The sequence below is a fragment of the Enterobacter sp. ECC_219_Taxon_10 genome (assembly GCF_058354905.1).
On the sequence record NZ_CM178005.1, the window covers coordinates 42647 to 56893 of the forward strand.

At 59.6% G+C, this 14247-nt stretch carries 13 protein-coding genes; 8 read left to right on the forward strand and 5 right to left on the reverse strand.

Annotation, left to right across the window (positions count from 1 at the left end; genetic code table 11):
* Nucleotides 1–21 precede the first annotated feature (21 nt).
* The 5 genes from uhpA (at nt 22) to AC4ICF_RS00220 (ending at nt 6112) form a co-directional block, all read left to right on the forward strand.
* A complete protein-coding gene (gene uhpA, locus AC4ICF_RS00200) occupies nt 22–615 on the forward strand; it encodes a response regulator transcription factor UhpA (RefSeq protein ID WP_116343630.1) in 594 nt (197 codons plus the stop codon).
* Complete coding sequence (gene uhpB, locus AC4ICF_RS00205) at nt 612–2117, forward strand: signal transduction histidine-protein kinase/phosphatase UhpB (protein WP_316380369.1); 1506 nt, start codon at nt 612–614, stop codon at nt 2115–2117. The genes uhpA and uhpB overlap by 4 nt, the downstream gene beginning before the upstream one ends.
* Nucleotides 2110–3429, forward strand: coding sequence for an MFS transporter (locus tag AC4ICF_RS00210; protein WP_491466139.1), 1320 nt, complete (start codon nt 2110–2112; stop codon nt 3427–3429). Before uhpB ends, AC4ICF_RS00210 begins: the two co-directional genes overlap by 8 nt.
* A 132-nt stretch (nt 3430–3561) precedes the next feature.
* Nucleotides 3562–4959 (forward strand): hexose-6-phosphate:phosphate antiporter UhpT, encoded by a 1398-nt coding sequence (gene uhpT, locus AC4ICF_RS00215; protein WP_316380371.1) that lies wholly within the window; start codon nt 3562–3564, stop codon nt 4957–4959.
* 148 nt (nt 4960–5107) lie between these two features.
* Nucleotides 5108–6112 carry an alpha/beta fold hydrolase gene (locus tag AC4ICF_RS00220; protein ID WP_316380372.1) on the forward strand — a complete coding sequence of 335 codons (1005 nt, stop codon included), beginning with the start codon at nt 5108–5110 and terminating at the stop codon, nt 6110–6112.
* Here AC4ICF_RS00220 and AC4ICF_RS00225 read toward each other — a convergent pair.
* Nucleotides 6100–7002, reverse strand: a complete 903-nt coding sequence (locus tag AC4ICF_RS00225) for a LysR family transcriptional regulator (protein WP_116343625.1) — start codon at nt 7000–7002, stop codon at nt 6100–6102. The genes AC4ICF_RS00220 and AC4ICF_RS00225 overlap by 13 nt on opposite strands.
* Nucleotides 7003–7101: 99 nt before the next feature.
* On the opposite strand from AC4ICF_RS00225, the gene AC4ICF_RS00230 reads away from it, so the two are divergent.
* From AC4ICF_RS00230 to nepI, 3 genes are all read left to right on the forward strand, one after another.
* Nucleotides 7102–7554: a DUF1198 domain-containing protein gene (locus tag AC4ICF_RS00230; RefSeq protein ID WP_008500140.1), complete on the forward strand. Its 453-nt coding sequence runs from the start codon at nt 7102–7104 to the stop codon at nt 7552–7554.
* 98 nt (nt 7555–7652) lie between these two features.
* Nucleotides 7653–8180 (forward strand): SRPBCC domain-containing protein, encoded by a 528-nt coding sequence (locus AC4ICF_RS00235; protein WP_116343624.1) that lies wholly within the window; start codon nt 7653–7655, stop codon nt 8178–8180.
* 65 nt (nt 8181–8245) lie between these two features.
* A complete protein-coding gene (gene nepI / locus AC4ICF_RS00240) occupies nt 8246–9436 on the forward strand; it encodes a purine ribonucleoside efflux pump NepI (protein WP_192984167.1) in 1191 nt (396 codons plus the stop codon).
* A gap of 118 nt (nt 9437–9554) precedes the next feature.
* Here the strand turns inward: nepI and AC4ICF_RS00245 are convergent, their stop codons facing one another.
* The 4 genes from AC4ICF_RS00245 to AC4ICF_RS00260 all read right to left on the reverse strand — a co-directional run bounded on the left by AC4ICF_RS00245 (nt 9555) and on the right by AC4ICF_RS00260 (nt 14239).
* Nucleotides 9555–10460 (reverse strand): EamA family transporter, encoded by a 906-nt coding sequence (locus AC4ICF_RS00245; protein WP_316380373.1) that lies wholly within the window; start codon nt 10458–10460, stop codon nt 9555–9557.
* 578 nt (nt 10461–11038) lie between these two features.
* Nucleotides 11039–12418: a carbohydrate porin gene (locus tag AC4ICF_RS00250; RefSeq protein ID WP_116342890.1), complete on the reverse strand. Its 1380-nt coding sequence runs from the start codon at nt 12416–12418 to the stop codon at nt 11039–11041.
* A 136-nt stretch (nt 12419–12554) separates the two neighbouring features.
* Nucleotides 12555–12857 (reverse strand): PTS lactose/cellobiose transporter subunit IIA, encoded by a 303-nt coding sequence (locus AC4ICF_RS00255; protein ID WP_192845932.1) that lies wholly within the window; start codon nt 12855–12857, stop codon nt 12555–12557.
* Nucleotides 12858–12862: 5 nt separating this feature from the next.
* Entirely contained in the window at nt 12863–14239 is a 1377-nt protein-coding gene (locus AC4ICF_RS00260) for a glycoside hydrolase family 1 protein (protein ID WP_316380374.1), read from the reverse strand.
* Nucleotides 14240–14247: the final 8 nt, after the last annotated feature.

The window sequence follows — 14247 nt, forward strand, 5'->3', positions numbered from 1 at the left end:
TTTCAGACCGCAGGAAGATACATGACCACCATCGCTCTCATCGACGATCACCTTATCGTTCGCTCCGGCTTTGCCCAGCTTCTGAACCTCGAACCAGATTTTCAGGTCGTGGCCGAGTTTGGCTCTGGTCGCGAGGCGCTGGCGGGCCTGCCGGGGCGCGGGGTGCAGGTCTGTATCTGCGACATCTCGATGCCGGATCTCTCCGGGCTGGAGCTGTTAAGCCAGCTGCCGAAAGGAATGGCGACGATCATGCTCTCGGTTCACGACAGCCCGGCGCTGGTCGAGCAGGCGCTCAACGCGGGCGCGCGGGGCTTCCTCTCTAAACGCTGTAGCCCGGACGAGCTTATTGCCGCGGTGCGCACCGTCTCCACCGGCGGCTGCTATTTAACGCCGGATATCGCCGTCAAGCTGGCGGCCGGAAGGCAGGATCCGCTCACCAGACGCGAACGTCAGGTGGCGGAGAAGCTCGCGCAGGGCATGTCGGTGAAAGAGATTGCCGCCGAGCTGGATCTGTCGCCGAAAACCGTGCACGTCCATCGCGCCAACCTGATGGAAAAACTCAACGTCAGCAACGACGTCGAGCTGGCGCGCCGCATGTTCGACAGCTGGCAATGAGTTCCGCTTTTTCACGGCTGATTGCCGTCGTCGCCAGCTTTTTTATCTTCTCCGCCGCGTGGTTCTGCCTGTGGAGCATCAGCCTGCATCTTGTCGAGCGCCCCGAGCTGGCGGTGCTGCTGTTTCCCTTCGGCCTGCGTCTTGGGCTAATGCTCCAGTGCCCGCGCGGCTACTGGCCGGTTTTGCTCGGCGCTGAGTGGCTGATGCTGGTCTGGCTGGCGCAGGAAGTTGCCCTCGCGCCCCTGCCCTTATTGATGACCGGAAGCGTGCTCACGCTTCTCCCGGTTGCGCTCATTTCCCGCTACCGCCACCAGCGCGACTGGCGCACGCTGCTGCGGCAGGGGGCGGCGCTGATTGCCGCCGCGTTGCTACAATCCCTGCCGTGGATTGGCGAGAAGGAGATGCTCAACGCCCTGCTGCTGACCCTCACCGGCGGCCTGACGCTGGCGCCAACCTGTCTCGTTATTTGGCACTACCTCACCAGCACCGTCTGGCAGCCGCTCGGCCCGGCGCTGGTTTCTCAACCGGTGAACTGGCGCGCCCGGCACCTTATCTGGTATCTGCTGCTGTTTGTGGTGAGCCTGTGGCTCCAGCTTGGCCTGCCCGCCGAGCTTTCACGCTTCACGCCATTTTGTCTGGCGCTGCCGATTATCGCCCTGGCCTGGCACTACGGCTGGCAGGGGGCGCTGATCGCCACGCTGATGAACGCCATCGCGCTGATTGCCAGCCAGACCTGGCACGATCATCCCGTAGATTTACTGCTTTCCCTGCTGGCCCAGAGCCTGACCGGGCTGCTGCTCGGGGCGGGCATTCAGCGCCTGCGCGAGCTGAACCAGTCCCTGCAAACCGAGCTGGCGCGCAACCGCCGTCTGGCGGAGCGTCTGCTGGAGACGGAAGAGAGCGTGCGGCAGGAGGTGGCCCGCGAGCTGCACGACGATATCGGCCAGACCATCACCGCCATCCGCACGCAGGCGGGCATTGTTCAGCGCCTGGCGGCTGAAAACGCGGTCGTGAAGCAGGGCGGGGCGCATATCGAACAGCTTTCGCTGGGCGTCTATGATTCCGTTCGTCGCCTGTTAGGACGGCTGCGCCCGCGCCAGCTTGACGACCTTACGCTTGAGCAGGCGGTGCGTTCCCTGATGCGCGAGATGGAGCTGGAAAGCCGCGGTATTGTCAGCCATCTCGACTGGCGCATTAACGAATCTTCGCTCAGCGAAGGCCAGCGCGTGACGCTGTTCCGCGTCTGTCAGGAGGGGCTGAACAACATCGTCAAGCACGCCAGTGCCAGCGCGGTCACCATCCAGGGCTGGCAGCAGGACGAGCGCCTGATGCTGGTGATTGAAGACGACGGCTGCGGCCTGCCGCCGGGATCGGGCCAGCAGGGCTTTGGCCTGGCGGGCATGCGCGAGCGCGTAAAGGCGCTGGGCGGCACGCTGACCCTCTCCTGCACCCACGGGACGCGCGTCAGCGTCAGTTTGCTGTTAAGGACGTCTCATGTTTAAAACCCCAGCCAGCGCAGCCCCATTAATCAACAAAGCGGAAATCGACGCCCGCTACCGCTACTGGCGTCGCCATATCCTGATTACCATCTGGCTCGGCTACGCGCTGTTCTACTTCACCCGCAAAAGCTTCAACGCCGCCGCGCCGGAAATCCTCGCCAGCGGCGTGATGACGCGCACCGATATCGGCCTGCTGGCGACGCTGTTTTACATCACCTACGGCCTGTCGAAGTTCTTCTCGGGCATCGTCAGCGATCGCTCCAACGCGCGCTACTTTATGGGCGTTGGGCTGATTGCCACCGGCGTGGTGAACATCCTGTTCGGCTTCTCCACCTCGCTGTGGGCCTTCGCCCTGCTGTGGGCGCTGAACGCCTTTTTCCAGGGCTGGGGCGCGCCGGTCTGCGCCCGCCTGCTCACCGCCTGGTACTCGCGCAACGAGCGCGGCGGCTGGTGGGCAATCTGGAACACCGCGCATAACGTTGGCGGGGCGCTGATCCCGATGGTGGTGGGTGCCGCGGCGCTGCACTACGGCTGGCGCGCGGGGATGATGATTGCCGGTGGCCTGGCGATTGTCGCCGGGCTGTTCCTCTGCTGGCGCCTGCGCGACAGGCCGCAAACCGTCGGCCTTCCGCCGGTGGGCGACTGGCGGCACGACGAGATGGAGATCGCCCAGCAGCAGGAGGGCGCGGGGCTGACCCGCAGGGAGATCCTCACCCGATACGTGCTGAAAAACCCGTACATCTGGCTGCTGTCGCTCTGCTACGTACTGGTCTACGTGGTGCGAGCGGCCATCAACGACTGGGGCAATCTGTACATGTCCGAGACGCTCGGCGTGGACCTGGTGACCGCCAACTCCGCGGTGACGATGTTCGAGCTGGGCGGGTTTATCGGCGCGCTGGTGGCGGGCTGGGGCTCGGACAAGCTGTTCAACGGCAACCGTGGTCCGATGAACCTGATCTTCGCCGCCGGGATTTTGCTCTCCGTCGGCTCGCTGTGGCTGATGCCGTTCGCCAGCTACGTGATGCAGGCGGCATGCTTCTTCACCATCGGCTTCTTCGTGTTTGGCCCGCAGATGCTGATTGGCATGGCGGCGGTGGAGTGTTCCCACAAAGAGGCGGCAGGCGCGGCGACGGGCTTTGTCGGGCTGTTTGCCTACCTCGGCGCATCGCTCTCCGGCTGGCCGCTGGCGCGGGTGATCGACGTCTGGCACTGGAGCGGTTTCTTCGCGGTGATCGCCATCGCGGCGGGAATTTCCGCCCTGCTGCTGTTGCCGTTCCTGCACGCGCAGGCCCCGCGCGAAGCCAGCGTGATGTGATGCGCTTCACCTTTTCACCCCGTATGGCGCAAAACTAGGAAATTTTCCCGGTTTTACCTGGACGCTGTCTCAGGCATCTCTCCCGGCTGATTTTTACAATGCTGCAAAAATCAGCTCAGGAGTAAACCAACCATGCTGGCCTTCTTAAATCAGGTGCGCAAGCCGACCCTGGATCTGCCGCTCGACGTGCGGCGCAAGATGTGGTTCAAACCGTTCATGCAGTCCTATCTGGTGGTCTTCATCGGCTACCTGACCATGTACCTGATCCGCAAAAACTTTAACATCGCGCAGAACGACATGATCTCCACCTACGGGCTGAGCATGACGCAGCTGGGGATGATTGGCCTGGGCTTTTCCATCACCTACGGCGTGGGGAAAACCGTTGTGTCCTACTACGCGGACGGCAAAAACACCAAGCAGTTCCTGCCGTTTATGCTGATCCTCTCCGCCATCTGTATGCTCGGCTTCAGCGCCAGCATGGGCGCGGGCTCCGTCAGCCTGTTCCTGATGATCGCCTTCTACGCCCTGAGCGGTTTCTTCCAGAGTACCGGCGGGTCATGCAGCTACTCCACCATCACCAAATGGACCCCGCGCCGCAAGCGTGGTTCCTACCTCGGCATGTGGAACATCTCCCACAACCTCGGCGGGGCGGGTGCGGCAGGCGTGGCGCTGTTTGGCGCGAACTACCTGTTCGACGGCCACGTGATCGGCATGTTTATCTTCCCATCGATTATCGCCCTGATTGTCGGCTTTATCGGCCTGCGCTTCGGCAGCGACTCCCCGGAATCCTACGGTCTCGGCAAAGCCGAAGAGCTGTTCGGCGAGGAGATCAGCGAAGAGGACAAAGAGACCGAAGAAAACGAGATGTCCAAATGGCAGATTTTTGTTGAGTACGTGTTGAAAAACAAAGTGATCTGGCTGCTGTGCTTCTCAAACATCTTCCTCTACGTGGTGCGTATCGGTATTGACCAGTGGTCGACGGTGTATGCCTTCCAGGAGCTGAAGCTTTCTAAAGAAGTGGCGATTCAGGGCTTCACCCTATTTGAAGTGGGCGCGCTGGTCGGCACGCTGCTGTGGGGCTGGCTCTCCGACCTCGCCAACGGCCGTCGCGCGCTGGTGGCCTGCATCGCGCTGGCGCTGATTATCGCCACCCTCGGCATCTACCAGCACGCCAGCAACCAGTACGTTTATCTGGCGTCCCTGTTCGCGCTCGGCTTCCTGGTGTTTGGCCCGCAGCTGCTGATCGGCGTGGCGGCAGTTGGCTTCGTGCCGAAAAAAGCGATCGGCGCCGCCGATGGAATTAAAGGCACCTTCGCTTATCTTATCGGCGACAGCTTCGCCAAGCTGGGTCTGGGGATGATCGCCGACGGCACGCCGATTTTCGGCCTGACCGGCTGGGCGGGTACCTTCGCGGCGCTGGATGCCGCAGCGATCGGCTGTATCGTCCTGATGGCGATGGTAGCGGTGCTGGAAGAACGTAAAATTCGCCGTGAGAATCGTGCGCAGAAGCAGAAATTGAAAGCGGCCTGAGTGTGCAGGTAACTTCTTTGCCCGGCTGACCGCCGGGCTTTTTTATTTAGAGGCTCTACCTTTACCCCGCTTTACACACCCGCTCCTCTCCATGCTCTACAGTGTTTTTGCTGCCGCCATTCGTGCAGCCTTAGAACGGAGAACCTGCATGTTGACCCGACGATTGTCCTGCCTGGCGCTGCTGATGGCGCTGGCGTCCCCCGCGATGGCCGCGGATAACCCTACCTACGGCGAGAAACTGGAAGGTTTTGACTATGGCTGGCCGGTAAAACACTTTGCCTTTACCTCGCAAAACCAGCCTCTGGAAATGGCCTACCTGGACGTTAAGCCGGAAAACCCTAACGGCCGCACCGTGGTGCTGATGCACGGAAAAAACTTCTGCGCCGGTACCTGGGACGGCACGATCCGCGCGCTTTCAGCCAGCGGGTATCGGGTGGTTGCTCCCGACCAGATCGGCTTCTGTAAATCCACCAAGCCGGAGCGGTATCAGTACACCTTCCAGCAGCTGGCGGATAACACCCACGCCTTGCTCAAATCGCTCGGCGTCGATCGCGTGACGGTTATCGGCCACTCGACCGGCGGCATGCTGGCGACCCGCTACGCGCTGATGTGGCCGCAGCAGGTGGAGCAGCTGGTGATGGTCAATCCGATAGGCCTGGAAGACTGGAAAGCACGCGGCGTGCCGCATATTACGGTCGACCAGTGGTATCAGCGCGAGCTGAAGGTCAGCGCCGACGGCATTCGCCAGTATGAGAAAAACACCTATTACGCCGGGGAGTGGAAGCCGGAATACGAGCGTTGGGTAACCATGCTTGCCGGGCTGAACAACGGGCCGGGCAAAACGCGCGTGGCCTGGAACTCGGCGCTGCTTTACGACATGATCTACACCCAGCCGGTTATCTACGAATTTAGCGACCTGAAGATGCCGGTATTATTGATGATCGGCACGAAGGACAACACTGCCATCGGGAAAGATCTCGCCCCACCGGAAATCCGCAAGACGCTTGGCAACTATGCGGTGCTGGGGAAAGAGACGGCGAAGCGCATTCCGCACGCGACGCTGGTGGAATTTAACGACATGGGCCACGCGCCGCAGATGCAGGACCCCGTACGCTTCCACGAGGCGCTGCTGAAGGAACTTCAGGCTCGCTGACTGGTTTCCAGCAACAGCCCGCGCAGCCACGCCTGCGCGGGATTGCGGTGCGTTCTGCCGTGCCAGGCCATACTTTTGGTAAAGCCGGGTACGGCCACTGGCGTTTCGCACACGAACATCCCCGTCTGGTTTTCCGCTATGCGTGACGGCACGACGGCAATCATATCGCTGAGAGCCAGCACGTCCGGCAGGACCAAAAAGTTGCTCACTGAAAGCCCCACGTGCCGCATGCGGCCAATTTTCTCCAGCGCACCATCGGTAACGCCACGAAAACCGTCGCCTTCGTAAGAGACCAGCACATGCTCCAGAGTGCAGAATCGGTCTAACGCCATAGTCTTTCCCGCATCCGGATGGTCGGCGCGCATCATGCAAACGTACCGTTCATCATAAAGCGCCCGGCTGTGAAGCTCATCGGGCGTGGTATGTGGGGTGATCAGCGCCACGTCAACGCTGCCCTGTTCAAGCTGGCTGACCAGGCGACCAGATTCCACGGGCACCACGCGCACGCGAATGCCAGGCGCCTGCACTTTAAGGGCGGCGATAAAGGGTACGACCACCGCGCGCAGGGCGTAGTCGGTCGCGGCGAGGGTGAAGGTGAGCGTTGCGGTGATCGGGTCAAAAGCCACGGGCTGTAACAGCACGTCGATATCAGCAAGTATACGCTTCACCGGAGCGGCTAACGCTTCAGCGCGTGTAGTTGGCACCATCCCATGCGGGGCGCGGATGAAGAGCGGATCGTTGAAGTAATCCCGCAGGCGGTTGAGCATGCCGCTTACGGCGGGCTGGGTCAGGGCAAGACGCGCCGCCGCGCGGGTGACGCTGCGTTCATCCAGCAGGGCGTCGAGCGTTTTCAGCAGGTTAAGATCCAGCGTGCGAAGATCCGCTTTCATGACGTTTTTCCACCTCTTTTCCGTACACTATTCTGGTGCCGCCCGCTGTCGACGCGCTGCGTTTCCCGCTATGATGAGCGGCTAGTCAAAGGAGAACACATGGTCTGGATAATGCTGGCAACGCTTGCCGTGGTCTTTGTGGTGGGATTTCGCGTCCTGACCTCAGATTCCCGCCGCGCCATCAAACGTTTAAGCGAGCGTCTGGGCATTACCCCAATGCCTGTTGAGTCGATGATCGATCAGTTCGGTAAAACGCCGGGCAATGAGTTTATCCGCTACCTTGAGCGCCCGGACGAGGCGCATCTGCAAAACGCCGCGCAGGTGCTGCTTATCTGGCAGGTCTGCATTGTCGACGGTAGCGAAGAGAACCTGCATACCTGGCACCGCCTGCTGCGTAAAGCTCGCCTGGCCGCGCCGATTACCGATGCACAAATCCGTCTCGCCCTCGGCTTTATGCGCGAGATGGAACCTGACCCGCAGGAGCTTAACGCCTTTCAACTGCGTTATAACCAGCTCTTCCTGCCGGAAGAGGGCGTGTTTTACCTGCACTGATATCACGAACCGTGATGAAGAGTATAAAGCATCGTCATTAGATTTATACCACTCACGGGTGCACCATCACCTCATCCACTAAAACGATGAGGTGAACCATGAAACAATCCGCCATTATCTGGCCGAACGACTACCTGCCAGGCACTACCGATAACTTTGCATCTAACGAAATCATCGTCGCCGGGCTGAGCGCGAAAGAGATCTGGGCTCAGCTCAACGACACCACCCTGTGGCCGTCTTATTACAGCAACGCCGAGGATATCCGTTTCCATGACGGCAGCGGCCCGGCGTTGAGTGCTAACGCTCGCTTTCGCTTTACCACCTTTGGCTTTCCGGTTGAGGCGCAGGTAACGGAGTATGTTCCACCTGTGGACGGTGAAGCCGCGCGTATCGCGTGGCACGGCTGGGTGGAAGGGGATGCAAATTCTCGTCTGGATGTGATCCACGCCTGGCTGTTTGAAGACCTGCCCGGAAACCGAGTGCGCATTCTGACTCAGGAATCGCAGAAAGGCGCACCAGCGCAGGAACTTGCTCGCGCCGTGCCGAATCCGATGATTAACGGGCATCAGGAGTGGATCGTCGGGCTGGCGAATGCGGCGATGCAAGAAAAGTTGTCAAATCGTTAAATTCGTCACACTTTTGATGATAAACTGCGCGACTTTTCCGCACGTTTTTATCTTCAGGTGACGCCATGACAGAACATATCCAGCCCACGACCAGACCGCAGACCAACGAGGTTTCTCGGCCCAACTGGTCGGCGGTTTTCTCCGTGGCGTTCTGCGTCGCCTGCCTGATTACCGTTGAGTTTCTGCCGGTAAGCCTGCTGACGCCGATGGCGCAGGATCTGGGCATTTCCGAAGGCGTGGCGGGGCAGTCCGTTACCGTCACCGCCTTCGTGGCGATGTTCGCCAGCCTGTTTATCACCCAGGTGATTGGCACCATCGACCGCCGTAAAGTGGTCATTCTGTTCAGCGTGCTGCTGACGCTCTCCTGCCTGCTGGTCTCCTTCGCGGAAAGCTTCACCCTGCTGTTGCTCGGTCGCGCCTGCCTGGGGCTGGGGCTCGGCGGCTTCTGGGCGATGTCGGCCTCGCTGACTATGCGCCTGGTGCCCGCGCGCACGGTGCCAAAAGCGCTTTCCGTTATCTTCGGTGCGGTCTCCATCGCGCTGGTTATTGCCGCGCCGCTGGGCAGCTTCCTCGGTGGGATTATCGGCTGGCGTAACGTCTTTAACGCCGCGGCAGTAATGGGCCTGCTCTGTATCATTTGGGTGTGGAAAGCGCTGCCGTCGCTGCCGGGCGAAGCAGCGCACCATAAGCAGAACATGTTCGCGCTGCTCAAGCGCCCTGGCGTGCTGGCGGGGATGACCGCTATCTTCATGGCCTTTGCCGGGCAGTTTGCTTTCTTCACCTATATCCGCCCGGTGTACATGACCATGGCGGGTTTTGACGTTGACGGCCTGACGCTGGTGCTGCTGAGCTTCGGTATCGCCAGCTTTGTCGGCACCTCGCTGTCGTCCCAGTTCCTGAAACGCTCCCTGAAGGTGGCGCTGGCGGGCGCGCCGCTGGTGCTGGCGGCGAGCGCCACGGTGCTGGTGCTGTGGGGCAGCGATAAGTGGGTGGCGTCTGCCATCGCGATTATCTGGGGCTTTGCCTTTGCGCTGGTGCCGGTGGGCTGGTCGACGTGGATCACCCGCTCTCTGGCCGATCAGGCGGAAAAAGCCGGGTCGATTCAGGTGGCGGTGATCCAGCTGGCGAACACCTGCGGCGCGGCCATTGGCGGCGTGGCGCTTGACCATCTGGGGCTGACGTCACCGCTGGTGATTTCCGGTACGCTGATGCTGCTGACGGCGCTGCTGGTGGCGGGGAAGGTTAAGGCGAAGTAGTAAATTTCCCCCCCCCCCCTCACCCTAACCCTCTCCCCAAAGGGGAGAGGGGACTGCTCGGTACTGTCTTTTCACCCTCGCCCCTTTGGGGAGAGGGCCGGGGTGAGGGGACATCAGGCTACGCCGATGCCTTAACCCTTCTGCGCGAATCCATCGAAATCAGCACCACCGACGACACGATCAGCAGCGTGCCCAGCCAGTCCGGCAGGGTGAACGCCACGCCCAGCAACACCACCGACAGCAGCGCGCTGCTCAGCGGCTCGGCGCAGCTCAGAATGCTCGCCTTCGGCCCGCCAATCATCTGCGCGCCTTTCAGGTACAAGCTGAACGTCAGCGCCGTGCCAATCACCACCAGATAGAAAAACGCCAGCAGCAGGCCGCCGTCAATCACGAAAGTGGTGCCGCGCCCGGCGTAGAACGGCGTCAGCATCAATCCGGCAATCAGCATGCTCCAGCCGACAATCGGCAGCGTGCCGTAGCGGGCGATCAGCGTCGACGGATAGGTCGTATAAAACGCGGCGGCAAACGCCGAGGCGATACCGAAGAACAACGCGGCAGGGGAGATGGAGAGCGAGGTCGGGTCGCCGTGGGTCACCAGCAGGAAAGTGCCGATCAACGACGTAAAAATCGCTGACAGGACAAATACGCCGGGACGCTTTTTCCGCGCCAGGGCGAACCACGCCACAATGATGGTCGGTGACAGAAACTGCAGCACGGTAGCGGTCGCCGCGTTGGATTTTTCAATCGTCAGCAGGAAGGTGAGCTGCACGGTGAGCGCGCCGACCAGCGAGAAAAACAGCAGGCTGAGGGCGTCCTTGCGGTTTTTGATGACCGAGAAAATCTTGTCGCCGTGAACGAAGGAGAGCGTCAGGAGGATCACGCCGGTAAACAGCAGGCGAACCATGGTCAGGTAAGGCGAAGAAATGTGGCTTTTCTCCATGATGTACTGCGCGCAAACCCCTGAGCTGCCCCATAAAACGGCGGCAATCAGGACGTTCAGCATCCCTTTGCGTGTAGAACCCATGTTCTCCCCTGTTATGTTGTCGTTAATTCGGTCAACAGCATAGCATGGTTGTGTGCGGCCTGATGTCCTCACCCCGGCCTTCTCCCACAGGGCTGAGGAATCCCCAGTAATTTTTAAGCAGAAGCAATAATGTTGTTTCAGAACGAGTTAAAGCTTTCAGCGATGCCCTGGTCCGGCTGTAAATCGCCGAAGCGTTTCCGTAAGGCCGGGGCGAGGCGCACGGATGCGCCGAGAGGGCGTGGCCTGCAGGGATGCAGGCTCATGCCCGACCCGATAGCCTGAAGGAATAAGCTGAGGGCACCGCGAAGCGGCGATTTACCGCCGGGAGCCCGGGTCGCCAGGGCGGTGGCGATTGAGCCGCCCTGGCACGTTCACCGGTACAGAAATCACAGAGTAGCAAGGAACATAAAGTGAACGGAATGACCACCAGAGCCGTATGTTCCCCCTCACCCCAGCCCTCTCCCTCAAGGGAGAGGGGGTCGTCCATGCAAACATTATTTTGTGGGGATCCCTCAGCCCACGGGGAGAGGGAGCAAACACTAAAAACGGCAACGTTGCGTTGCCGTTTTGCTTTTACCTTAGAACCACGCCTCCCACATCGCGCCGACGTTGAAGTCGTCGAGCGTTTCGTCTTTGGTGTTGTTCACGCGCGCGGTGCGTTCGTTGTCCACCTTGCCGCCGGTCACGTAGAAGCGCAGCATCGGGCGGAACTCCGGCCCCATGGCGATAGACATGTTCTGCGACAGGGTCAGCTTCCAGCCCTTGTTGTCGCCGCCGTTGTCGTAATCCACATGCTGCCAGCCCGCTTCCAGCCAGGTGGAGTGAACGTCGTTCCACCAGTGCATCGGACGCACGATGGCATTGTAGTTCTTGCGGTTGTCGGTCTTATCGCGGCTGTTGTCGTAGTCGTGGAAGGCGAGGATGTACTCCACCTGCGTGGCCTGGGTGAATTTGTACAGCCCTTCGAAGCTGGCGTAAACCGTGGTCAGATCCTCGGTTTTATTGAACACGCTGTTGTCCGCGTTATCGGAGTAGCGGGCGATGACCTTGTTCACGCCGCTGTCGTTGGTGTGGCTCAGCACCACGCCGCCCTGCCAGGCGTTCAGACGCTCGTCGCTCTCCACCGCTTTGGAGTCAAAGCCGTAGTTGGCGTACAGCTCCATGTCGATCGGACCGAGCTTCATGCCGTGGATTTTCGAGGTTGCGGCGTAGTTGCCTTTATCGCCCGTCCCGGAACCGCCGGTACAGGTGATGCGCGACGGGTTGGCTTCATCTTCCATCACTTCCGGGCTACAGGATTCCACCGCCGCCACGGCAGCGACGTCGAACTGCACGCCGCCGATGTCGAAGTTTTTCACCCCGGCGCCCTGGCCGTCGTGGTTCATCCAGAAGTAATCGTTGATGCCCTGCTGCGGACGCTGGTGGAAGTCACGGCCTGCCCAGAAATAGGCGTTCGGGTTGGAGGCCATAATGTTGGTCACCCCCGCGTAGGCTTTTTTCAGGTTAACTTCATCGCCCCAGTGGTCGATCATCACGTTGATGTCCCAGATGGCGCCGTTGTCACCCTTGAAGGCCTTGGAGAGCTGGAATTCCCCGCCGTTACCTTCGTTGCCCAGACGACCAATCGCGGACGCGCCGTTGTAGGAGCCGTCCACCGCCACGTATTTCTGATCGGCGGCCTGGAAGTGCGCGCCGTAGCGGGCGTAGCCGGTAAATTTCACGCCGAACGGGATCGCCATATCCGGGGATTGCGCCGCGCTTTGCGGCTCGGTCACGATGTCCGCTTTTTTCGCGACTGCCGCATCCATTTTGGCCTGACGCTCCGCCAGGGCTTTATCTACCGCTTTCGCCACAATGGCGTCGATTTGCTCCTGGGTAAATTCTTGTGCGAGCACGGAAATTGGGCAAAGCGCGGCGATAACCGCCATGGTTAATGGAAGTTTTTTAATCGTATTCATGGTTATCTCAATATAGTTTAATTTTATTCAGACAATAACCATCCCGCTCCGATCTGACAGAGTATGTCGCTATCATCAGAACAAGTGGATCTCTATTTAGGGTACAGAGGTATTACATTAATTATTTCGCCATAGACTATCTCTGATATAAATGAATAATTTCTTCGGACAGTTCACGCGCTAATAAAGAATTCATTAAATGATCCTGCGCGTGCACCATGATTAACGTCATCGGCTGGCGGCCTTCGCCTGCATCCTGCTCGATCAGTTTGGTCTGCATCTTGTGCGCCTGGCGCGAGTAGCCGTCGGCTTCGCGCAGCAGGCTTTTGGCCTCGTCAAAGTTGCCCTGACGCGCCGCGTGCAGAGCTTCAAAGCACAGACTGCGTGACTGTCCGGCATTGACGATAATTTCCATTACGGCTTCTTCTAGTGCGATCATCATTATTACTCTTTTTCAAAACTATTATTTAAGGCGGTGGCGGCAAACCACTCTCCGCTTTTCTTAATGGTGCGCTGCTGCGTCTGTAAATCGAGCTGGATAAATCCGTAGCGATTTTTATAGGCATTGCACCACGACCAGTTATCAATAAACGTCCACATATGGTAGCCAAGACAATTGCACCCTTCGCTAATCCCTTTATGCAGCCACGCTAAATGCTCGGAAATAAACTCAATGCGGTATTGATCGTTAATCTGGCCGTTTTCAATAAAGCGCTGCTCATTTTCGACGCCCATGCCGTTTTCAGAAATAAAGCAGCGAGGGTTTCCGTAATTGTCGCGCAGGTTAACCAGAATATCGTAAATACCCGGCTCGTAGATTTCCCAGCCGCGGTACGGGTTCATCTTGCGGCCCGGCATCTCGTAGCTATCAAAGAACCACTCCGGCATAAACGGCGCCTGCGGGTTCACCGCGCTGTCGCGACACTTTACGCGACGTGGCTGATAGTAGTTCACGCCGAGCAGGTCGATTTTCCCTTCCGCAATCAGAGCGCTGTCTTCCGGCCTGCAGGCAGGCAGCTGATCGTACGCCTTCAGCAGCGCCACCAGGTCCGCCGGGTATTCGCCGCGCAGCACCGGGTCGAGGAAGCTGCGGTTAAACATCAGGTCCGCGATGTGCGCCGCCTTCACGTCCGCCGGGTTCTGCGAGCGCGGATAGGACGGCGTCAGGTTCAGCACGATGCCAATTTCCCCGGCGTAATGCCCGGCGCGGTAGGCCTGAACCGCCTTCGCATGGGCCAGCACGGTGTGATACGCCACGGTGGCTGCCCGGCGAAAATCCACCACGTTCGGGTAGTGGAAGTCGTACAGATAACCGCCTTCCACCGGGACAATCGGCTCGTTGAAGGTAAACCAGTGCAACACGCGATCGCCGAACAGCTCGAAGCAGATCTGCGCATAGCGGGCGTAAGCCTCCACCACGTCGCGGTTTTCCCAGCCGCCAATCTCCTGCATCGCCATCGGCATGTCGAAATGGAACAGGGTCATAAACGGCGTGATGCCCTGTTCATTCAGCTCATCAATGACCTGATTGTAAAAATCGACCGCTTCCGGATTCACTTCACCGATACCGTCGGGGATCAGGCGCGCCCAGCTAATCGAGGTGCGAAAGCTGTTGTGGTTCAGCTGCTTTAACAGCTGAATGTCCGTTTTCCAGTGCTGATAAAACGTGGAGGTGTGCTGCGGCCCCACGCCGTTGTGAAAACGGTTCGGCTCGCGGGCAAACCAGTAATCCCACGTGGTTTCCCCCTCTCTTGCCCCTTCGGTCTGGAGAGCGGAGCTTGCGCTGCCCCACCAGAAGTTATCGGGAAATGCGTATTTCATGACCATTC